General features: G+C 69.4%; 21 protein-coding genes and 1 tRNA gene. 14 read left to right on the forward strand and 8 right to left on the reverse strand.

Annotation, left to right across the window (positions count from 1 at the left end; genetic code table 11):
• Positions 1-51 precede the first annotated feature (51 nt).
• Together Apa02nite_RS13775 and Apa02nite_RS13780 are read left to right on the forward strand one after the other, a co-directional pair.
• Positions 52-315, forward strand: coding sequence for a cell division protein CrgA (locus Apa02nite_RS13775; RefSeq protein ID WP_203825342.1), 264 nt, complete (start codon positions 52-54; stop codon positions 313-315).
• Between the two features lie 179 nt (positions 316-494).
• Positions 495-2,648 carry a (Fe-S)-binding protein gene (locus tag Apa02nite_RS13780; protein ID WP_203825343.1) on the forward strand — a complete coding sequence of 718 codons (2,154 nt, stop codon included), beginning with the start codon at positions 495-497 and terminating at the stop codon, positions 2,646-2,648.
• A 66-nt stretch (positions 2,649-2,714) separates the two neighbouring features.
• Here the strand turns inward: Apa02nite_RS13780 and Apa02nite_RS13785 are convergent, their stop codons facing one another.
• Positions 2,715-3,380 carry a GOLPH3/VPS74 family protein gene (locus Apa02nite_RS13785; RefSeq protein ID WP_203825344.1) on the reverse strand — a complete coding sequence of 222 codons (666 nt, stop codon included), beginning with the start codon at positions 3,378-3,380 and terminating at the stop codon, positions 2,715-2,717.
• Between the two features lie 86 nt (positions 3,381-3,466).
• Between Apa02nite_RS13785 and Apa02nite_RS13790 the strand changes: the two genes are divergently transcribed.
• The 6 genes from Apa02nite_RS13790 (at position 3,467) to Apa02nite_RS13815 (ending at position 8,488) form a co-directional block, all read left to right on the forward strand.
• Entirely contained in the window at positions 3,467-4,804 is a 1,338-nt protein-coding gene (locus Apa02nite_RS13790; RefSeq protein WP_067701853.1) for a hemolysin family protein, read from the forward strand.
• Entirely contained in the window at positions 4,797-5,840 is a 1,044-nt protein-coding gene (locus tag Apa02nite_RS13795) for a hemolysin family protein (RefSeq protein WP_203825345.1), read from the forward strand. The genes Apa02nite_RS13790 and Apa02nite_RS13795 overlap by 8 nt, the downstream gene beginning before the upstream one ends.
• Before the next feature lie 207 nt (positions 5,841-6,047).
• Positions 6,048-6,830: a LamG domain-containing protein gene (locus Apa02nite_RS13800; RefSeq protein WP_239164305.1), complete on the forward strand. Its 783-nt coding sequence runs from the start codon at positions 6,048-6,050 to the stop codon at positions 6,828-6,830.
• A 45-nt stretch (positions 6,831-6,875) separates the two neighbouring features.
• A complete protein-coding gene (locus Apa02nite_RS13805) occupies positions 6,876-7,268 on the forward strand; it encodes a PadR family transcriptional regulator (protein ID WP_239164306.1) in 393 nt (130 codons plus the stop codon).
• The gene (locus tag Apa02nite_RS13810; protein ID WP_203825347.1) at positions 7,265-8,104 is read left to right on the forward strand and encodes a hypothetical protein; all 840 of its coding nucleotides are present in this window, start codon (positions 7,265-7,267) and stop codon (positions 8,102-8,104) included. Before Apa02nite_RS13805 ends, Apa02nite_RS13810 begins: the two co-directional genes overlap by 4 nt.
• Before the next feature lie 159 nt (positions 8,105-8,263).
• Positions 8,264-8,488, forward strand: coding sequence for a VapC50 family PIN domain-containing toxin (locus Apa02nite_RS13815; protein WP_203825348.1), 225 nt, complete (start codon positions 8,264-8,266; stop codon positions 8,486-8,488).
• 160 nt (positions 8,489-8,648) lie between these two features.
• On the opposite strand, the gene Apa02nite_RS13820 is transcribed toward Apa02nite_RS13815, so the two are convergent.
• Both Apa02nite_RS13820 and Apa02nite_RS13825 read right to left on the reverse strand, forming a co-directional pair.
• Positions 8,649-8,722 (reverse strand) — tRNA-Gly (locus tag Apa02nite_RS13820).
• 134 nt (positions 8,723-8,856) lie between these two features.
• Complete coding sequence (locus tag Apa02nite_RS13825; RefSeq protein WP_067701838.1) at positions 8,857-9,363, reverse strand: pyridoxamine 5'-phosphate oxidase family protein; 507 nt, start codon at positions 9,361-9,363, stop codon at positions 8,857-8,859.
• A 104-nt stretch (positions 9,364-9,467) separates the two neighbouring features.
• Between Apa02nite_RS13825 and dcd the strand changes: the two genes are divergently transcribed.
• The gene (dcd, locus tag Apa02nite_RS13830) at positions 9,468-10,046 is read left to right on the forward strand and encodes a dCTP deaminase (RefSeq protein ID WP_203825349.1); all 579 of its coding nucleotides are present in this window, start codon (positions 9,468-9,470) and stop codon (positions 10,044-10,046) included.
• Here the strand turns inward: dcd and Apa02nite_RS13835 are convergent.
• The gene (locus Apa02nite_RS13835; RefSeq protein WP_203825350.1) at positions 10,043-10,252 is read right to left on the reverse strand and encodes a hypothetical protein; all 210 of its coding nucleotides are present in this window, start codon (positions 10,250-10,252) and stop codon (positions 10,043-10,045) included. The two genes, dcd and Apa02nite_RS13835, sit on opposite strands and share 4 nt — an antisense overlap.
• A gap of 107 nt (positions 10,253-10,359) precedes the next feature.
• On the opposite strand from Apa02nite_RS13835, the gene Apa02nite_RS13840 reads away from it, so the two are divergent.
• The gene (locus tag Apa02nite_RS13840; protein ID WP_067702162.1) at positions 10,360-10,638 is read left to right on the forward strand and encodes a YciI family protein; all 279 of its coding nucleotides are present in this window, start codon (positions 10,360-10,362) and stop codon (positions 10,636-10,638) included.
• 12 nt (positions 10,639-10,650) lie between these two features.
• On the opposite strand, the gene Apa02nite_RS13845 is transcribed toward Apa02nite_RS13840, so the two are convergent.
• Entirely contained in the window at positions 10,651-11,205 is a 555-nt protein-coding gene (locus Apa02nite_RS13845; RefSeq protein WP_203825351.1) for a phosphoribosyltransferase, read from the reverse strand.
• 141 nt (positions 11,206-11,346) lie between these two features.
• Between Apa02nite_RS13845 and Apa02nite_RS13850 the strand changes: the two genes are divergently transcribed.
• Positions 11,347-12,456 carry a PP2C family protein-serine/threonine phosphatase gene (locus tag Apa02nite_RS13850; protein WP_198171187.1) on the forward strand — a complete coding sequence of 370 codons (1,110 nt, stop codon included), beginning with the start codon at positions 11,347-11,349 and terminating at the stop codon, positions 12,454-12,456.
• 515 nt (positions 12,457-12,971) lie between these two features.
• Positions 12,972-14,828, forward strand: coding sequence for an acyl-CoA dehydrogenase (locus tag Apa02nite_RS13855; RefSeq protein ID WP_203825352.1), 1,857 nt, complete (start codon positions 12,972-12,974; stop codon positions 14,826-14,828).
• 74 nt (positions 14,829-14,902) lie between these two features.
• On the opposite strand, the gene Apa02nite_RS13860 is transcribed toward Apa02nite_RS13855, so the two are convergent.
• Positions 14,903-15,421: a SixA phosphatase family protein gene (locus tag Apa02nite_RS13860; protein WP_203825353.1), complete on the reverse strand. Its 519-nt coding sequence runs from the start codon at positions 15,419-15,421 to the stop codon at positions 14,903-14,905.
• Positions 15,422-15,502: 81 nt separating this feature from the next.
• Between Apa02nite_RS13860 and Apa02nite_RS13865 the strand changes: the two genes are divergently transcribed.
• Positions 15,503-15,784 carry a DUF6458 family protein gene (locus Apa02nite_RS13865; RefSeq protein ID WP_067701824.1) on the forward strand — a complete coding sequence of 94 codons (282 nt, stop codon included), beginning with the start codon at positions 15,503-15,505 and terminating at the stop codon, positions 15,782-15,784.
• Positions 15,785-15,867: 83 nt separating this feature from the next.
• Here the strand turns inward: Apa02nite_RS13865 and trhA are convergent, their stop codons facing one another.
• A complete protein-coding gene (gene trhA, locus Apa02nite_RS13870; RefSeq protein WP_203825354.1) occupies positions 15,868-16,545 on the reverse strand; it encodes a PAQR family membrane homeostasis protein TrhA in 678 nt (225 codons plus the stop codon).
• Positions 16,546-16,623: 78 nt separating this feature from the next.
• Between trhA and Apa02nite_RS13875 the strand changes: the two genes are divergently transcribed.
• Entirely contained in the window at positions 16,624-17,412 is a 789-nt protein-coding gene (locus Apa02nite_RS13875) for a LamB/YcsF family protein (RefSeq protein WP_239164307.1), read from the forward strand.
• On the opposite strand, the gene Apa02nite_RS13880 is transcribed toward Apa02nite_RS13875, so the two are convergent.
• Positions 17,387-19,180: an NHL domain-containing thioredoxin family protein gene (locus tag Apa02nite_RS13880; RefSeq protein WP_067701813.1), complete on the reverse strand. Its 1,794-nt coding sequence runs from the start codon at positions 19,178-19,180 to the stop codon at positions 17,387-17,389. The genes Apa02nite_RS13875 and Apa02nite_RS13880 overlap by 26 nt on opposite strands.
• Positions 19,181-19,265: the final 85 nt, after the last annotated feature.

Below are 19,265 nucleotides of genomic sequence, written 5' to 3' on the forward strand. Positions count from 1 at the left end.
GGAGCCGCTCACCGGTGGTTGTTCACCACTTGTTGCCCTCAGGAGAGTTCCGTGCCCAAATCGCAGGTCCGTAAGAAGAAGCTCTACACCGCGCCGTCGGACATCCGCCCAGCGGTGGCCGCAGCGTCCAAGAAGCCGAGTCCGACCTGGTTGCCGGCAACCGCGGTAATCCTGATCGTGGTCGGTATCGCCTGGCTGGTGATCTACTACCTGTCCTCCCAGGCATACCCGGTAGCGAGTTGGCGGTATTGGAACCTCGCGGTCGGTTTCGGTTGCATGGTGGCCTCGCTGGGCATCCTGTCCCGCTGGCGCTGAGGCGGCACGTCGCCGCTTACTGCCTAGACGGAACTTCGTCTAAACCAAGCGCACCCCCGCTCTGCGTGGGGTGCGCTTTCGGCTGAGGGGCCGCAAGTCCTTGACCTGCGGCCCGCACCGGCCTATTACTCATGGGTAACATAGGCTGGCGCCCAGCCGACCGAGGAGGCACAACGCACATGGGCTACGCGCAGATCATCGCCACCGTCTTAGCGGGGGCGGTCACGGTGGTGGCCGTTGTCCTGGCGGTACGAGCCGTTCTCACGATCACCTCGGTGATCCGCCAGGGACAACCCGACCCGGCCCGGTTCACCGAGCCGAAGACCCGGACCAAGACCCTGCTCAAGGAGTCGGTCGGGCACACCCGGATGCTCAAGTGGAGCGCCATCGGTGCGGCCCACTGGTTCGTGATGTTCTCCTTCATCATCCTGTCGTCGCTGGTCCTCGAGGCGTATTTCGAGGTGGTGACGCCGAAGGGTGAGCTGCCGATCATCGGCCACTGGGCGATCTTCGGGCTGGTCACCGAGTGGTTCGGGATCCTCGGCACGGTCGGCATCGTCTACCTGATCTTCGTGCGCCAGCGGCAGAAGCCGGGCGCGGTGAAGCGCAGCCGGTTCCTCGGATCGACCATGTGGCAGGCGTACTTCGTCGAGTCGATCATCGTGGGCGTGCTGGTCTGCGGATTCCTGATCCGCGGCCTCAAGGTCGCCAACGACCACTTCCCCTACCCGGTCTGGGCCGCACCGCTCAGCCACGCCATCGGCGCCGGGCTGCCGGCCTGGGAGGACGGCCCCACCTGGGTCGCCCTGATCAAGCTGCTCATCTCGATGGGCTGGCTGATCACCATCTCGCTGAACCCGACGATGGGCGTGGCCTGGCACCGCTTCCTGGCGTTCTTCAACATCTACTTCAAGCGCAGCCCGGAGAAGCCGGCCGGTTCCGGCCTCGGCGCGCTGAAGCCGATGATGAGCAACGGCAAGCCGCTCGACTTCGAGGAGGCCGACCCGGAGAAGGACCTCTTCGGCGTCGCCCAGGTCGAGCAGTTCACCTGGAAGGGCCTGCTCGACTTCTCCACCTGCACCGAGTGCGGCCGCTGCCAGTCGCAGTGCCCGGCGTGGAACACCGCCAAGCCGCTCTCCCCGAAGCTGATGATCCTGTCGCTGCGTGACCACGCGTACGCCAAGGCGCCCTACCTGCTGGGCGGCGGCGGCAAGGACCTGACCGGCGAGGAGAAGGCCACCGAGGCCCAGCTCGCGCACATGGACGTGCTGGCGCTCGCCGAGGGCAACCGCCCGCTGATCGGCACCGCCGAGGACATGGGCGTCATCGACCCGGACGTGCTCTGGTCGTGCACCACCTGCGGCGCCTGCGTCGAGCAGTGCCCGGTCGACATCGAGCACATCGACCACATCGTCGACATGCGGCGCTACCAGGTGCTCATCGAGTCGAGTTTCCCCTCCGAGGCCGGCGTGATGCTGCGCAACCTGGAGAACAAGGGCAACCCGTGGGGCGCTCCGCAGAACACCCGCGAGGACTGGACCAAGGGCCTGGACTTCGAGGTGCCCAAGGTCGGCGACGTCGAGGACTTCGACTACCTGTTCTGGGTCGGTTGCGCCGGCGCGTTCGAGGACCGGGCCAAGAAGACCACCCGCGCGGTGGCCACGCTGCTGCACGAGGCCGGCGTCAAGTACGCGATCCTCGGCGAGGGCGAGACCTGCACCGGTGACCCGGCGCGGCGGATCGGCAACGAGTTCATCTTCCAGATGCTGGCCCAGCAGAACGTCGAGACCCTGACCGAGGCGTTCGGCGAGAAGAAGTCCAAGAAGATCGTCGCCACCTGCCCGCACTGCTTCAACACCCTGGGCAACGAGTACGAGCAGCTCGGCCTCGAGGTCGAGGTGGTGCACCACACCCAGCTGCTGGCGCACCTGGTCGCCACCGGCAAGCTCACCCCGGTCCAGCCGGTCGACGGCGGCGTCACCTACCACGACCCCTGCTACCTGGGCCGGCACAACCGGGTCTTCGACGCGCCGCGCGAGCTGCTGGGCTCGTCGATCGTGGGCGAGATCCAGGAGATGCCGCGCAACCAGGAACGGTCCTTCTGCTGCGGCGCCGGTGGCGCCCGGATGTGGATGGAGGAGCGGATCGGCAAGCGGATCAACGTGGAGCGCACCGAGGAGGCCCTGGCCACCGGCGCGAAGACGATCGCCGTGGGCTGCCCGTTCTGCTACACGATGATCGGCGACGGGGTGACCGGTAAGGGTCAGCAGGACGAGGTCGAGGTGGTCGACGTCGCCACCGTGCTGCTGCGCTCGCTCAAGCAGGAAGCCTGATCTCTTCGTGAGGAACGGCCGGCCTTCCGAGGCCGGCCGTTTTTCTATCCGGTCCCGGTCGCTTTTCTACCCGGACCCGGTCGCGGCCGCGGTGGTCGCGGCGATCGCGCCGGCCATCACCGCGGTCTGCACGTCCTGGATCGCCCGCTTGACGGCGGCCGAGGCCCAGTCGCCCTCGCTGATCTCTTTCAGTCGCGCGGTGACCTGCCGCCGGTCCAGGTCCGCGAACACCTTGCGGTTCATGTCGGTCGCGGAGACCAACGAGCACAGAGCAGCGGTACGGGCGTCGACCGCCCCGTTCGTGGTCACCGCCGTCCGCATCCGCTGCCGGGCGTCGGTCTCGGCGGGCGGTTCGGCCCCGTGCACGGCGGGATATGTCGTCTTCGGGAAGATCCAGAGAACAGTGCCGTGCTCGACCCGCAAAATTTCCCGCGAAACCAGGTGATCCAGGACACGTTGCCGTGTGCCTTTTGCGAACTTTCCGACCCAATAACCGGGCTTGCGGGCGCGCGAATCGTCCCGGATCCGGGCCAGCGCGTCGTCCACGAGCGGGTCGCCGGTCGGGCTCGGGTCGATCACCACGACGACCTTGCCGACCACGTCGATCCGGCCGCTCAGCGTCAGTTCCAGCAACAACGCGCCGCCGAGCCCGTAGTCCAGGCGGGTGCCGTCGTGAATCTTCCGGCCCTCGTCGTCGTACGCCAGGAGCAGGAGCTCTCCGAGGAGGTTCATGGTTCGACGTTAGTTCGGGCTGTCATCCACAGGGTTAGTACCGAATGGTTCCGGTCCGGCAGAATGAGGTCCGAGGTGAAGCGATCATGGACGGCCTGCTCCTGACCGCGGTGCTCCCGCTGGTGGCTTTCGCGCTGCTGACGGTGGGCAACGCGTTTTTTGTGGCTGCCGAGTTCGGGCTGGTGACCGTCGATCGCGCGGAGATCGACAAGCGCGCCGCCGCGGGTGACCGCCGGGCCGGCACGGTCCGCAGAGCGCTGCACGCACTCTCCTTCCAGCTCTCCGGCGCCCAATTCGGCATCACCGTGACCGCGCTGCTCACCGGCCGCCTGGCCGAGCCGGCGCTGTCCCGGATCACCACGCCGCTGGTGGAGCCGCTGGCCGGTTCGGCCACCGAGACCGTGACGAGCGTGCTGGCGCTGGTGCTGGCGACCCTGGTCTCGATGCTCTTCGGCGAGCTGGTGCCGAAGAACGCGGCGCTGGCCCGGCCGATGGGCATCGCGCTGGTCACCGCGGGCCCGTTGCGCGGGTTCTCGACGCTCTTCAAGTGGATGATCGCCGCGCTGAACGGGACGGCCAACTGGCTGGTCCGCCGGATCGGCATCGAGCCGCAGGAGGAGCTGGCCAGCGCCCGCTCGCCCGAGGAGCTGGGCCTGCTGGCCGCGATCAGCGCCCGGGCCGGCGCGCTGCCGTCGGAGACCGCGACGCTGATGCGCCGCACCATCCGGTTCGGCGAGAAGCGCGCGGCCAAGGCGATGACCCCGCGGGTCGACGTGGTCGGGCTGAAGACCACGGCCAGCGTCGCCGACCTGATCACGGTGGCCCGGGAGACCGGGCACACCCGCTTCCCGGTCTACGAGAACACCCTCGACGTGGTGACCGGCGTGGCCGGGGTCAACGACGCGCTCGGCGTGCCGCCGGAGCGCCGGGCCACCACCAAGGTCTCCGCGCTGGCCCGCGAGGCGGTGCTGGTGCCGGAGAGCCTGAGCCTGGACAAGGTGCTGGCCGCGCTCCGGGCCGCCGACGCCGACCTGGCGATCGTGGTGGACGAGTACGGCGGCACCGACGGCGTGGTCACCGTCGAGGACCTGATCGAGGAACTGGTCGGTGAGATCGCCGACGAGTACGACACCGAGCTCGACGAGACCGGCACGGCCGAGCTGACCGCACCGGGCGGCGAGAAGACGTTCCTGGTCGACGGCCTCCTGCGGGAGGACGAAGTGCTCGAGCAGACCGGTTTCGCGCTGCCCGAGGGGCCGTACGAGACGCTTGCCGGTTTCCTGCTCGCCCGGCTCGGCCACATTCCGGTGGTCGGCGAGTCCCTGGAGGAAGACGGGTGGGACTTCACCGTGATGGAGGTCGACCGGCACCGGATCGAACAGGTCCGCGTCGTCGCGCCGCCGGAGGACCCGTCCGATGACTAACCTGATCATCACCGTGGTGTTGCTGCTCGGCAACGGGCTCTTCGTCGGCGGTGAGTTCGCGCTGATCGCCTCCCGGCGGACGGCTCTCGAGCCGCTGGCGGCCACGTCCCAGGCGGCCCGCTGGGCGCTCTCCGCGATGAACCAGATCCCGCTCATGATCGCCGGTGCCCAGCTCGGCATCACGATCTGCTCGCTGGCGCTCGGCGCGATCGCCGAGCCGGCCCTGGCGCACCTGCTGGAGGACCCGTTCCACGCGATCGGGATGCCGGAGAACGCGGTGCACCCGGTCGCGTTCGTCCTGGCCCTGACCGTGGTGGTCTTCCTGCACACGGTGGTCGGCGAGATGGTGCCGAAGAACATCACGCTGGCCGGCCCGGAACGCTCCGCGCTCATCCTGGGCCCGTTCATGCTGGGCTTCTGCACCGCCACCAAGCCGCTGCTGATCGCGATGCGCTGGGCGTCCCGGATGGTCCTGAAGCTGTGGAAGATCGAGGCGACCGACTCGGTCAAGACCGTCTTCACCGCCGAGGAGCTGGCCGGCATGGTCACCCAGGCGCGCAGCGAGGGCCTGCTCGGCTCGGAGCAGTACGCCCGGATCCACGCCGCGCTCGGGCTGAACAGCCGGACCGCGGCCGACACCCTGCTGCCCTGGTCGCGGGTGACCACGGTGGCCGCGGACGTGTCACCGGCGACGCTGGAGACGGTGGCCACCCGCAGCGGCCGCTCGCGTTTCCCGGTGGTGCAGCGGGACACCCGGCGGGTGCTGGGCTTCGTCCACGTCAAGGACGTCCTGGGTTATGCCGGTGCCCAGCGCCGGCTGCCGATGCCGGCCGAGGTGATCCGGCCCCTCGCCGTGGTGTCGCCGGATCGCAGCCTGGCCGACCTGCTGCTCACCATGCGCCGGGACCGGCTGCACATCGTGCTGGTCAGCGACGGTCGCCGACCGCTCGGAGTGATCACGCTGGATGACGTGCTGCACGCCGTGATCGGCGAACCGGCCGGCGCGGCGCACCCGGTGGCGGCCCGTCCGCGCTGAAGCGGCATCGATTCGTGAGTGATCACGGCGGGACCTTTCAGGTTCGGCATTTCGGGCGAACGCGTACGGGTGGTCTTTTCGGTGTCCGGAGTTTCGGCACGAGGGCGAACTGGCAATGCGGACAATAACCCCATGTTTCCCTCCCGGCGGCGTGCCGTTCCGGTCGGTGCCCTGTCAGCGACCCTGGTTCTGGGCAGCCTGTTCCTTTTGACCCCCCGGCCCGTCAGCACACCCACCGACGTCCGGCCCGCCTACCACCTCGTCCCACCGCCCTCGGCCGGTGTGCTTCCCACCACCACACGGTTCCCGGCACCTGCCGATCTGAGCCGGGTCCAGACGGCCAGCGCCCCGGTGACCCTGCGCTACGACTTTGACGGCGGGGTCGGCAAGCCGATCGAGGACGCCGGCGGGGGCCACGAACTGCGGCCGCTCGGGCAGAACGGCGGGGCGCTCCGGCTCGTGCCGCAGGGCGCCGGGCTGGCCGTGGCGTATCCGGACCGGTGCACCCTGACCCGGGAGCGGGACTGCCCGCGGGCGATCCTCGAAGGCCAGCGCGACGACAGCCTCAACCCGGGCCGCCGGACGCTGCGCTACGGCGCGTCGGTCCGGATGACCCAGGGCGACCTCGCGGACGGCGCGAACGTGGTGCAGAAGGGCTACTCGGTCGGCGGCGTCAGTCAGTTCAAGCTGCAGGTTGATCACCGGCAGGGGCATCCGAGCTGCGTGATCGCCGGTCAGCGGGCGGTCATCTACCGTGCCGAACCGCGGATCGACGTGGCCGACGGCACCTGGCACGACTTGGAGTGCAAACGCACCGAGAGCCGGCTGACGATGCTGGTGGACGGGGTGCCGCGGGCGTCCGTGACGGTGCCGCCGGCGCTGTCGGTCGCGAACGCCGAACCGCTGCGGGTCGGCGGCAAGGGCCCGGCGCGCGGCAACGACCAGTTCGCCGGCGAGATCGACAACGTGTTCCTGGACATCGGTGCATAGGTAGTCGGGTTACATATGTAGTTGAGTTACGTATAGAGTCCGGGCATGACGAATCCCATGCGGGAGCCGACGTACTTCATCCTGGCCGCGCTGCAGGACGAGCCGCTGCACGGCTACGCGATCATCAAGCGGGCCGGCGAGCTGTCGCACGGCCGGGTCAAGCCGGCCACCGGGACCCTCTACACCGCCCTCGAACGCCTCTCCGGCGAGGGTTTTGTGCGGGTGGTCAAGGAGGAGACGGTGAACGGCCGGGTCCGCCGCTACTACGCGCTCACCGGCGACGGGCTGGCCGCCCTGCGCTTCGAGGCGGTCCGGCTGGCCGAGGCCGCCAGTGTCGTCACCGCCTGGTCCCTGCGCGTCGCGGGTGGCCCGTCCTCCGCCCCGCGTGTCGCGGGTGGCCCGGATTTCACCCCGCGTGTCGCGGGCGGTCCGGCGTGACCGCCCCGCTGGAGTTGACCTACGGCCGGCTGCTGCGCCTTTATCCGGCCGACTTCCGCCGGGAGCGCGGCGCCGAGGTGCTGGACACGCTGCTCGAGATGGCCGACGACAGCGGCCGCTCCCGGCCGGCGCCCCGCGAGGTGCTCGCGCTGGTGGTCAGCGCGCTGCGGATGCGCGCGGGCCGCCCACCGGGTGCCACGACCCGGCAGAGCTGGCTGACCGCGATCCGGGTCGGTGCGTTGCTGCTGATCGTCCACGGTGTCGCCGGAGTTCTTGTCGACCGCGCGTTCAACGGGCAGTACTGGATCCTCTGGTCGCCGTGGCTGGTCACCCAGGCCGGCCCGGTCCTGGGCCTGATCGCGCTGGTGCTCGTCGCGCGCAGGTGGCACCTGGCCGCTGCCGTCGTGTTGCTTCCGGCCGGCTTCGCCGGCGTCTGGGATTTCTTCGGGGCGGCAGTCCTGCTGGGGTTCCTGGTCGGTCGCCGACCGCTGCCCGCCAAAGGCCTTCTTCGGTACGCACCGATCGTCCCGCTCCTGCTCGCCCTCGGCGACCAGCTCCTGGGCTCGGCGTTCCCGGAGGTCTCCGGCATCCTCCGGTTCGGCCTGCTGATGGCCCTGGTCGTCGCCGGCCTGATCTGGCTGGTGGTGGACGAGCGGGTCGCGCTGGCACTCGGACTGCTGTACCTGAACAGCCTGCTGGTCGAGCTGGGCTACGCCATGTCCTGGGGCGTGCAGAGCTACAGCGCGCTGGCTCTGGGACTCAGCATCACGGCTCTGCCCCCAGCCCTGCTTCTGGGCCTGGGCACCGAAACCGCCCGCCGCCAGTCAAGGCTCTGACCCTCGTCACGGATAGCCCGGCGGCACGGCCGTGACCGCGCCGCCGGTCTGCTACCCATCAGTCCCGCGAAGGACCTCCGAGGGAGGCCTACATGATCGCTCACCGCGGGCCGTTCCCAAGCGACCGCCCACTTTGAGGAGAGCACCTGTCAGCAGTCGGTGCAGACGGCCGAAGCCAAGGTGCGGACCGGACGACGCGGTGCGGCTGACGAACCAGTTCGCGATCAGATCAGCCTGGACCGAAGCGTGATCTACGCGTCCGTGCAACAGATCGCCGACTCGTGGACGAACCCGCCAGGCAGCATCGACGATGTCCTCGATCGTCTGGACCGCTTAGGTCTGGCGATCAGTGTTGCTGAGTTGCGCTCCCGCCCGGGCCTGTAGCCCGACCCGAGAAATCGGCGAAGCGAAGCTTCGGAGGCGAGCGAACCGGAACGGACCCAGCCGCCGGGACCACCGTAACGCGGGGTCTGGGGGCTCGGCCCCCAGGGGAAATGCGAGAAGGCCCCGGTCCGCGTTATCCGCGGACACAGGGCCCCTGCCTTGGAGCGGGTGACGGGAATCGAACCCGCGCTGTCAGCTTGGGAAGCTGATGTTCTGCCATTGAACTACACCCGCAAGCGGCCTCACTGTACCTGATTATCCGGGTCGGTGACGGGGCACCCCGCAATGTGGTCACCCCGGGGGTGGCCCGGATCGCCCGGCGGCTTCGGGCGGGTGATCCGGGCCGGCGGGCTTGCGGAGGAAGGTGGTCAGCCGGCCATGGCCAGGCGGCGGGAGGGTGTGCGGGTGGCTCGCCAGGACTGGGCGATGGTGATCGGGAGTGGGGCGGCGGCCAGGGGCAGGGCTCCGGCCGGGCCGTGCTGGCGGAGCGTGGCGGACTCGATGTGCAGCTCGAAGAGGCGCCAGTCGACGTCGGGGGAGGCGCGCAGGGCACCGGCGATGGCGGTGATGGTCTGCGGGTCGCGGACCGGGAGGGCCTGGCCGGTCAGGTAGGCCTCGTCGTCACACTCCTCCGGCGGGTACGAGTGCAGCGCGTAGCGCGGGTCGCGTTCCAGGTCGCGGCGTTTCGGGGAGTTGACCAGGAAGCAATACAGCCCGGCGTCGGTGAAGACCGGGGAGACGGGGTGCACTCGTGGGCCGCCGTCGGGGCGGAGGGTGGCGAGGTAGCCCATGCCGGGGCCGTACTGCTGCAGGAGCGCACGGATGCCGGCGGCGAGCGACGGCTCGGCGGCGGCGAATTCGGACCAGGAAGCCATGCGGGCAGTCTATCGAACATACGTTCGAGGCGGCCAGTGAACACGCCGATCGGGTGACGTCGGCCCGGTCCGGGAGCCGTTATCAGGCGAAGTATGGTGTTCCGATGCTGCTCTCCGACCGTGACCTGGTTTCCGCGATCAAAAGCGGGGATCTCTCGCTGGAGCCGTTCGAGCCGTCGCTCATGCAGCCGTCCAGCATCGACGTCCGGTTGGACCGGTTCTTCCGGGTCTTCAACAACCACCTCTACACCCACATCGACCCGGCGGAGCAGCAGGACGAGCTCACCGCGGAGGTCGAGGTCGAGGACGGGCAGCCGTTCGTGCTGCACCCGGGTGAGTTCGTGCTGGCGTCCACGCTCGAGGTGATCGGCCTCGGTGACCCGCTCGCGGCGCGGCTGGAGGGCAAGAGCAGCCTGGGCCGGCTCGGCCTGATGACCCACTCCACGGCCGGCTTCATCGACCCGGGCTTCTCCGGTCACGTCACGCTGGAGCTCTCCAACGTGGCCAATCTGCCGATCAAGCTCTGGCCGGGGATGAAGATCGGGCAGTTGTGCATCTTCCGGCTGTCCAGCCCGGCCGAGCACCCGTACGGTTCGGCCGTCTACGGCTCGCGCTACCAGGGTCAGCGTGGCCCGACGGCGAGCCGCTCGGCGCTGAACTTCCGGACCTGGCCGACCCGCTAGCGCCGGGTGCCGAGGTTGAGCAGCACCATCGGCACCACCACGGCGACCAGCGTCCCGGCGATCAGCAGCCAGGGCTGGAACTCGCCGGTGAGGAACTGGACCAGCGCGGTGATCGCCAGCAACACCCAGCCGGCGACACGCGCGGCCATCATCGCCGTACGAAAGTGGTGTCCTGCCGCGGGAACTGCGGTGGCCTGAAGCTGCATGTCTGAAAAATAGCTTTTGCCCGGGGCGAATCGACACCATCCAGACGGTCAATCCGCGCTGACCCGCAGGTCATCCCCGGGAGATCTACGATGACGCGGTGTATCTGATGATTTCCACGTACCAGAAGCCGCTCGCCGAGGTCGATCAGGCGCGCGACCAGCACCTCACGTTCCTGGCCGGGCTGGAGGAGCGCGGGCTCGCGGTCACCGCGGGCCGGCAGGACCCGCCGAACGGCGGCATCATCCTGCTTGACGTGGACACCGAGGCCGAGGCCCAGGAGCTGATCTCCCAGGACCCGTACGTGCTGCAGGGCCTGGCCACCTACGCCGCCGTCGGCTGGCAGATCACCCGCGGCGCCCTGGCCGGCTACCAGCGCAAGTACTGAGCGCGCGGAGCTCTACCGTGGACCCACCGGGTCGATCTCGGAGCCTGTGAGCAGGCTGCGGATGGTCAACTCGGCGGTGACCGCGGGCGGGCACTCGTCGAGGATCACCGCGGTGCCCACGTACCGATCGCCGACCAGCGCGCGCAGGCCCCGGGCCTGCGCGCCGGTCGAGGCCCAGTCGTCGACGACCAGCACCCGGTCGTCGTCGGCGAGCAGCCGGCTGCGCACCCCGAGGTGCTGGACCTCGCCGCGATGGTCGGCCGGCACCTCGGCCCAGATCATCGGTTCGGCGATGGCCCGGCGTGCCCCGGCCCGGAACGCCTCCACGAACCCCACCCCGAGGGCCCGCGCCACCAGCGGACCGAGCAGGAATCCGGTCACCTCGGGTGAGACCACGACGGTGGGCCGGTCGGCCCGGAACTTGTCGGCCAGCGCCGGGCCGAGACCGTCCAGAATCACCGGATCTCGCCACCAACCGGACCGGTCACTGACCAGATAATCGGCGGGCGGGCCGGGGTCGGTCCAGCGGAACGCGCCGCGCAGCCGGTCACGGAGATCGTCGGTCATCGGGACATCGTGTCACCGTCACGCCGCCCCTCGTGGACCGACCGAATGACCCCAGGACTGACAGGTGGTCAGAACCTGATCGGACAACGGGTCAACTTGATGCCCGACACCGTGTCTATCGGGCATGCTGTCCGCGGAACCATGCCTACCTTCGCGCCGGGCCGCCGCCCGATGAGCCCAGGGAACCGCGCCGGTCTCGGCGCGGCTTTTGTGCTGCTCGCCATCGTGTCCGCCGTGGAGTCCGGCGACAGCACCTCGGCCGGCTATGTGGGACTGCTCGCGATCGGCCCGATAGTGGCCGCGCTGTTCGCCGTCTGGCAGTTCGTGCTGGGTGTCGGGGTGGTCGCCACCCTGATCGGCGCGATCTTCGTGGGCCAGGCCGGTGGGTCCGGCCCGGCCGGGATGGTGCACCTGCTCGGCATCATGCTGGCGACCGGCATCGCGGTGGCCGGCGCGACGATGCGGCAGCGCCAGTCGGAGCGGATCGCCGAGCTGCTGCAGCTGGCCTCGGTGGCCCAGCAGGCGGTGCTCCGGCCGATCGGGCCGCAGGTGGGCGCGCTGGCGGTGGCCGGCCGGTACATCTCGGCGACGGCCGCCGCGGACATCGGCGGTGACCTGTACGAGGCGCTGAACACGCCGTACGGGGTCCGCATCATCATCGGTGACGTGCGGGGCAAGGGCCTGGACGCGGTTCGGCTGGCCAGCATCGTGCTGGGGTCGTACCGGCACGTCGCGTTCGAGCGTGCCGACCTCAAGTCGATCGTGGCGGACCTGGACCGGGCGGTGGCCCGCAGCGTGGGCGACGAGGACTTCGTCACGGCCGCGCTGGTCGAGGAGCGCGGCGGGACGCTGACCATCGTCAACTGTGGACATCCGGCGCCGCTGCTGCTGCGCCGTGGCCTGGTCATCCCGCTGGAGCCGCCGGCACCGGCGCCCCCGCTCGGGTTCATGCCCGAGGTGAAGGCGCGGGTCGAGCGGCTGGAGCCGGGCGACCGGCTGCTGCTCTTCACCGACGGTCTCGGCGAGGCGCGCCGGGACGGCGAGTTCTTCCCGACCGCCGACCGCGCGTGGCGTCTGCTGGGCCACGGCACGGTCGGGGACGGGCTGGCGTCCCTGGAGACCGCCCTGGTGGACTGGGTGCACGGCCGGCTGGAGGACGACATCGCCCTCGTGCTGCTGGAGTACGCCGGCCCCGATGCCGGCGCGTCCATCCCGGTACCCAGCTGGGAAGTCGGAGCGGCGGGCAGCTGAATGCCCGGCCGACGACCCGAAGACCCCTGAAAAGCAGCTAGGCCCAGCTCCAGGTGGAGCCAGGCTCAGCTAAGCGGCGGAGTTCTCGTCCGGCTCCGCAGGTGCCGGGGAGATCGGAGCCGGAAGTGGTGGTACCGGTTCAGGCTGGCGATGCCGGCCGACGTAGTTGCGCGGCTGGTTGGCCTGGCGCGGCTCGGGAATCAGACTCTTCAACGTGGCGAACATGGCGGACGCCCCCCTCAGTGCTCGCGGCGAAACGTTCTTCGCTGTCTATCCGGAGCAACGAGCCTCATCGGTGTGCGATACGTGGTTCCGGGTTCGAAGTACGCAAATGGCCGAACGGCTGTACTGGTGACCACCTGATCGGCGACGTTTGACCCACGATCCGACGGACCGGGTCCCCTGGGCAGGTGAGTTGGGCCATAAACCTTACCCGGGTTGTCGCTACCTACCGATGAGTAATACAGTGCTAGTTACTGACGGGTAACTCGCGTTCGGAGAGCGGGCCAAACACCATGACTCACTACCAGAGCAACCTTCGTGACCTCGAGTTCAATCTGTTCGAGGTCTTCGGGGCGGACAAGGCGTTCGGTCAGGCGCCGTTCGACGAGATCGACGCGGAGACTGCTCGCGACGTGCTCGCCGAGGTGAACCGGCTGGCCCGCGAGGACCTCGCGGCGAGCTACACCGACGCCGACCGCAACCCGCCGGTTTTCGACCCGGCGACGCACACGGCGCCACTGCCGGATTCGTTCAAGAAGTCGTACGCGACGTTCATGGCTTCCGAGTTCTGGCGGCTGGAGCTGCCGACCGCGCTGGGCGGCACCTACGCCCCGCGGACCCTGATCTGGGCGATCGCCGAGCAGATTCTCGGCGCCAACGCCCCGATCTGGATGTATGCGTCCGGCCCCTCCTTCGCCCACGTGGCGTACACCGAGGGCACCCCGGAGCAGCAGGAGTGGGCCAAGCTCTTCGTCGAGAAGCAGTGGGGCTCGACGATGGTGCTGACCGAGCCGGACGCCGGTTCGGACGTCGGCGCCGGCCGCACCAAGGCGATCCAGCAGCCGGACGGCTCGTGGCACATCGAGGGTGTCAAGCGCTTCATCACCTCGGGTGAGCACGACCTGACCGACAACATCATCCACTACGTCCTCGCCCGCCCGGTGGGCGTCGAGGGTGTCGGCGGCCCGGGCACCAAGGGTCTGTCGCTGTTCATCGTGCCGAAGTACCACTTCGACGCGCAGACCGGCGAGCTCGGCGAGCGCAACGGCGTCTACGCGACGAACGTCGAGCACAAGATGGGCCTCAAGGTCTCGAACACCTGCGAGGTGACCTTCGGTGAGCACGGCACCCCCGCCAAGGGCTGGCTGCTGGGCGACAAGCACGAGGGTATCCGGCAGATGTTCATGATCATCGAGGCTGCCCGGATGATGGTGGGCACCAAGGCGATCGCGACCCTGTCGACCGGCTACCTGAACGCGCTGGAGTACGCGAAGAACCGCGTACAGGGCGCCGACCTGGTGAGCAACGGTGACAAGGCCGCCCCGCGGGTGACCATCACCCACCACCCGGACGTACGCCGTTCGCTGATGCTGCAGAAGTCGTACGCCGAGGCGCTGCGCGCTCTGGTGATCTACACGGCGTCGTGGCAGGACAAGATCGCGATCGCGCAGGCGGCCGGCGACGAGAAGACCGCGAAGATCGCCAGCAAGGTGAACGACTTCCTGCTCCCGCTGGTCAAGGGCGTCGGCTCGGAGCGGGCGTACGAGCTGCTCGGCCACGAGTCGCTGCAGACCTTCGGCGGTTCCGGCTTCCTGCAGGACTACCCGCTGGAGCAGTACGTCCGGGACGCGAAGATCGACACCCTGTACGAGGGCACCACCGCGATCCAGAGCCTCGACCTGATCTTCCGCAAGATCGTCAAGGACAACGGCCGGGCGCTCGGCACGATCGCCACCGAGATCCAGGGCTTCATCGACAGCGAGACCGGCAACGGTCAGCTGAAGGACGAGCGGCTGGCGCTGGGCAAGGCGCTCGGCGAGCTGCAGCAGATCCTCGGCGTGACGATGGGCTGGCTGGCCGCGGTGCAGGGCGGCGAGGCCCGCGAGCTGTACAAGATCGGTCTGACCTCCCGCCGGATCCTGCTCGCCCTGGGCGACGTGGTCCTGGCCTGGCTGCTGCTGCGTCAGGCCGACGTGGCGCTGACCGCGCTGAACGGCGAGCTCACCCAGGCCGACAAGAACTTCTACACCGGCAAGGTGGCGGCGGCCCGCTTCTTCACCCGGGAGATCCTGCCCCGGATCGGCTCCGACCGCCGGATCATCGAGAACACCAACCTGGACCTGATGGACCTGTCCGAGGACGTGTTCTGACCTGAAGCTTTTCCCACTCTCCTGAAAAGCAGCAAAGGTCGGCGGACAAAGGCGTCCGCCGGCCTTTGCTGTTGTCAGCCGCGAGCGGTGTGCCGGCGGGACAGGCGCATCGTTCCCGGCTCGGTCCGGGTCCAGGGCTGCTCGGTGGTGTGCACGGCGAGGCCGGACGTCTTCAGCTCGACCGTCACCCCGTCCCACTGGTCGTCCGGGATCAACAGGGCGGACACTTCGGACACCGTCGGGTTGTGCCCGACCACCAGGACCGTACGGACGGTCTCCGGCACGGCCCGGAGCAGGTCGAACACCTCGGTCCGGCCGCCGTGGTAGAGCGTGTCCTCGTAGTGCACCTCGGGTGCGCCCCGGGACGGATCGCCCTGTGCCAGCGCCACCGACGCGGCCTGCCAGGTCTGCCGGGTGCGCTTGGCCGCCGAGCAGATCACCAGGTCGGGGTGCACCCGCTCGTCCACCAGCCAGGCCCCCGCCGCGTCAGCGTCTGATGTGCCACGTTCGGTGAGACTCCGGTCGAAATCCGGTGTTTCGCCGGGAGTCTCCGCTTTGGCGTGGCGTAGCAGGATGAGCGTCCGCAAGGTCATTGGAATAGCTTGCCTGATTGGAACTTCACCCGTACGGGTATGCCTCGATCGACGCATTGGACACTGAACGAGGAGGCCCCGATGGGCATCGGCGCAAGCATTTTCCTGCTAGCTCTGGGGGCGATCCTGGCGTTCGCCGTCAACGCGGACATCAGTGGCCTGGACATCAGCGTGATCGGCTGGATCCTGATGGCAGCCGGGCTGGCCGGGCTGGTCATCACGCTCTGGTTCTGGAACACCCGCCGCCGCACCGTGGTGACCCGGTCCACCGGCGCGCCGGTCGCCGGCACCGCCTACGCGAGCGAATACCAGGAGGTGCGTCAGGACGACGTGCCGCCGCCCCCGCCGCCGGCGTACCGCTGATCTTGATTTTCAGATAGTGGAAACGGCCCGGAGGAAATCCTCCGGGCCGTTTCCATGAGCGGTTGTCGTCAGGCGAAAAGGGTTCAGGCGTAGAGGGCGAAGTAGATCGCGACGTGGTGGCAGATCGCCGCGACCAGGGTGCAGGCGTGGAAGAACTCGTGGTGACCGAAAACGGTCGGCCAGGGGTTCGGTCGCCGCAGCGCGTAGAACACCGCGCCGACCGTGTAGATCAGGCCGCCGGCCAGCATCAGCACCAGGCAGGTCACGCCACCGACGTGCAGCACGTCCGGGATGATCGCGACCGCGACCCAGCCGAGCGCCACGTAGAGCGGCGCGCCCGCCCAGCGCGGCAGGTGCGGCCAGATCACTTTCAGCGCCACCCCGCCCAGGGCGCCGCCCCAGACCAGGCTCAGCATGATCGTGGCGGGCTTGGTGTCCAGCAGTGACACGCAGAACGGGGTGTACGTGCCGGCGATGAAGATGAAGATCATCGAGTGGTCCATCCGGCGCATGATCTGGTACCCGCGTTCGCTCCAGACCCGCCGGTGGTAGAGCGCGCTGATGCCGAAGAGGCCGCACACCGTGAGGCTGTAGATCAGGCAACTGATGAACGGGGCGATGCCCGGCCGGCTCAGTGCGATCGAGCAGAGCACGATGCCGCAGACGGCGGCGACGAAGAACGCGTATTGATGCAACCGGCCGCGTAGTCGCGGCTTGCCGAGGTCGGTCGGCTTCATCCGGAACGGGGCTGAGGCAGTCACGGGATCTAGGTTACGGCAGCGTAGGTTACTAGCGGGTAGTGATGCCGCATACGGTTCGCCATGACAGATGATTTCCCCATGACGTCGACACCAACCGCGGTTGATCTCAACGCCGACCTCGGGGAGGGATTCGGCGCCTGGCGACTGGGCGACGATGAAGCCCTGCTAGGCATCGTGACCTCGGCAAACGTGGCCTGTGGCTTCCACGCCGGTGACCCTGCCACGATGCATCGGGTGTGCCGGGCGGCCACCGAGCGGGGTGTCGCGATCGGCGCACAGGTCGGTTACCGGGACCTGGCCGGTTTCGGTCGCCGCCGGATCGACTACGAATTCGGTGAGCTACGCGACGACGTGCTCTACCAGATCGGGGCGCTGGAGGCGTTCTGCCGGGCGACCGACGACCGGGTCCGGTACGTGAAGCCGCACGGCGCGCTCTACAACACCGCCGCGGTCGACCAGGGGCAGGCCGATGCCGTGGTGGCCGCGGTGCTCGCCTACGACCCGGCGCTGCCGGTGCTCTGCCAGCCCGGGTCGGTGCTGTTCCGGCAGGCCGAGCAGGCCGGGCTGACCGCGGTCGGCGAGGGCTTCGCCGACCGCGGGTACCTGCCGGACGGGCGGCTGGTGCCCCGGTCCCGGCCGGACGCGCTGGTGCACGACCCGGACGCGGTGGTGACCCGGGCGACCCGGATGGCCGCCGACGGTGAGGTGGTCGCCGCCGACGGCACGGTCATCGCCTGCCAGGTCCGGTCGATCTGCCTGCACGGAGACACGGTGGGCGCGGTCGAGCTGGCCCGCGCGGTGCGGTCCGGGCTCGAGGCCGCTTCCCTTTTCGTACGACCGTTCAGCCGTCAAGACCCCGCAGGATGAGCGGCAACCGGTCCGGCCCGGTCGGGTCGATCACCACCGGCACGCCCCAGTCCTGCCTGGTCAGGTGGCACGCGCCGTACTCCGCGTCGACGTCGCACGTCGCGGCCTGAGCGACCACCTGCAGCACGCCCTTGCTGACGGCCGGATTCAGCACCAGCGTGCGGGACAGCTCGGTGCTGGTGCCCTCGCCGTCGAGCAGCAGCTCGGCCGGTGAGGCCGAGACGGTCAGCCGCAGCGGCGAGCCGAACTGGCTGTCCAGCTTCTGGCCGGGTGCCGGCGTGAAGATCACGTCGAGGGTGACCTGGCCCGGCGCCAGGTGCGACGGCGGGCGCTCGGTCTTGTGCCGCTCGCCGGCCACGGTCTGCACCACGCCGGGCGCGAGCCGGGTCAGCCGGTGCGCGGCCGACTCCACGACCAGCACCTCGCCCGCGGCGGTCACCAGGACGTCGCTGGGCTCGGCGAGGCCGGAGTCCACCGTGGAGACCTGGCCGGCGGCCGGGTCGAAGCGCCGGACCGCGCCGTTGTAGGTGTCGGCGATCAGCACCGAACCGTCGCTCAGGGCGGCGACACCGAGCGGGTGCTGGAGCAGCGCGGTGTCCGCCGGGCCGTCCACGTGACCGAAATCGAACAGTCCCTGGCCGACCGCGGTGTGCAGGGCGCCGCCCTCGACATACCGCAGCGCGGACGTCTCGCTGTCGGCGATCCAGAGGCGCGAGCCGTCCGCGCTGACCGAGAGGCCGGACGGCTGGGCCATCCAGACGTCCGGGAGCGGGCCGTCGCGGAGCGCCTCCACCGTGGTGCCGGCGTAAACGCCGACGGTGCGCTTGATCGGGTCGAACCACCACAGCTGGTGGATACCGGCCATCGCGACGATGACCTTGTCGTCGTACCAGGCCAGGTCCCACGGGGAGGAGAGGTCGGCGGCGAGCGCGTCGTGCGCGTGGTCGTCCACAGCGGAGCGCCACGGCTTGCCCGAGCCGGCCACCAGGGTGATCACGCCGGTCGTCGTGTTGATCGCGCGGAGCTGGTGGTTGACGGTGTCGGCGACGACCACGTCGTACCCGGCCACCTCGGCGACCTTCGGCGGGAGCAGGACCAGGCCCTGCGGCTCGCTGAACGGCTGGTTGCGCTCCTGGCCGCCGAACCGGCGGAGCAGGGTCTCGGCGTCCGGGGACAGCTCGACGACCGAGTGCCGGGCCGAGTCGGAGACCAGCAGATTGCCGCTCGGCAGCTCGATCGCCTTGCCGGGGAAGCGGAGCAGGCCGTCCGGTGCGGGCGGCGGGACGTACGGGCCGTTGCCGCGGTGCAGGGTGCCGTCGGCCTCGTGCTTGGCGACCAGCTCGTCGATCAGCCGGGACAGTCCCTCGGCGTGACCCTCACCGGCCATCGAGGCGACCAGGTAACCGGTCGGGTCGACCACGGCCAGGGTGGGCCAGGCCTTGGCGGCGTACTGCTGCCAGAGGTGCATGTCGCCGTCGTCGACGACCGGGTGGTGCACGCCGTACCGCTCGACCGCGGCGGCCAGCGCCTTCGGGTCGCGCTCGTGCTCGAACTTCGGGGAGTGCACGCCGATCACGACGAGCGCGTCACCGTACTTCTCCTCCAGCGGGCGCAGCTCGTCCAGGACGTGCAGGCAGTTGATGCAGCAGAACGTCCAGAAGTCCAGAACCAGGATTTTGCCGCGGAGGTCGGCCAGGGTGAGAGCCTTCCCACCGGTGTTGAGCCAGCCGCGTCCCTTGAGTTCGGGCGCACGCACGCGAGAAGTCATCCGACCATCGTGCCTCAGCGCCCGGATCGGGCCGCAACGACGTCGGGACGCCGTGTCGAGGGTCTCCCGGCACGGCGTCCCGACG

Source organism: Actinoplanes palleronii (genome assembly GCF_016862315.1).
Classification (GTDB): Bacteria; Actinomycetota; Actinomycetes; order Mycobacteriales; family Micromonosporaceae; genus Actinoplanes; species Actinoplanes palleronii.

What these genes read in the sequence shown, in the direction of transcription:
- Apa02nite_RS13845 (WP_203825351.1), bottom strand. Translation starts at nt 11,205, where the DNA reads ATGACCGACGATCTCCGTGACCGGCTGCGCGGCGCGTTCCGCTGGACC.
- Apa02nite_RS13785 (WP_203825344.1), bottom strand. Translation starts at nt 3,380, where the DNA reads ATGAACCTCCTCGGAGAGCTCCTGCTCCTGGCGTACGACGACGAGGGC.
- Apa02nite_RS13835 (WP_203825350.1), bottom strand. Translation starts at nt 10,252, where the DNA reads ATGCAGCTTCAGGCCACCGCAGTTCCCGCGGCAGGACACCACTTTCGT.
- Apa02nite_RS13780 (WP_203825343.1), top strand. Translation starts at nt 495, where the DNA reads ATGGGCTACGCGCAGATCATCGCCACCGTCTTAGCGGGGGCGGTCACG.
- Apa02nite_RS13855 (WP_203825352.1), top strand. Translation starts at nt 12,972, where the DNA reads ATGACTCACTACCAGAGCAACCTTCGTGACCTCGAGTTCAATCTGTTC.
- Apa02nite_RS13840 (WP_067702162.1), top strand. Translation starts at nt 10,360, where the DNA reads ATGATTTCCACGTACCAGAAGCCGCTCGCCGAGGTCGATCAGGCGCGC.
- Apa02nite_RS13850 (WP_198171187.1), top strand. Translation starts at nt 11,347, where the DNA reads ATGCCTACCTTCGCGCCGGGCCGCCGCCCGATGAGCCCAGGGAACCGC.
- Apa02nite_RS13880 (WP_067701813.1), bottom strand. Translation starts at nt 19,180, where the DNA reads ATGACTTCTCGCGTGCGTGCGCCCGAACTCAAGGGACGCGGCTGGCTC.
- Apa02nite_RS13875 (WP_239164307.1), top strand. Translation starts at nt 16,624, where the DNA reads ATGACGTCGACACCAACCGCGGTTGATCTCAACGCCGACCTCGGGGAG.
- Apa02nite_RS13860 (WP_203825353.1), bottom strand. Translation starts at nt 15,421, where the DNA reads ATGACCTTGCGGACGCTCATCCTGCTACGCCACGCCAAAGCGGAGACT.
- Apa02nite_RS13795 (WP_203825345.1), top strand. Translation starts at nt 4,797, where the DNA reads ATGACTAACCTGATCATCACCGTGGTGTTGCTGCTCGGCAACGGGCTC.
- Apa02nite_RS13865 (WP_067701824.1), top strand. Translation starts at nt 15,503, where the DNA reads ATGGGCATCGGCGCAAGCATTTTCCTGCTAGCTCTGGGGGCGATCCTG.
- Apa02nite_RS13825 (WP_067701838.1), bottom strand. Translation starts at nt 9,363, where the DNA reads ATGGCTTCCTGGTCCGAATTCGCCGCCGCCGAGCCGTCGCTCGCCGCC.
- Apa02nite_RS13805 (WP_239164306.1), top strand. Translation starts at nt 6,876, where the DNA reads ATGACGAATCCCATGCGGGAGCCGACGTACTTCATCCTGGCCGCGCTG.
- dcd (WP_203825349.1), top strand. Translation starts at nt 9,468, where the DNA reads ATGCTGCTCTCCGACCGTGACCTGGTTTCCGCGATCAAAAGCGGGGAT.
- Apa02nite_RS13790 (WP_067701853.1), top strand. Translation starts at nt 3,467, where the DNA reads ATGGACGGCCTGCTCCTGACCGCGGTGCTCCCGCTGGTGGCTTTCGCG.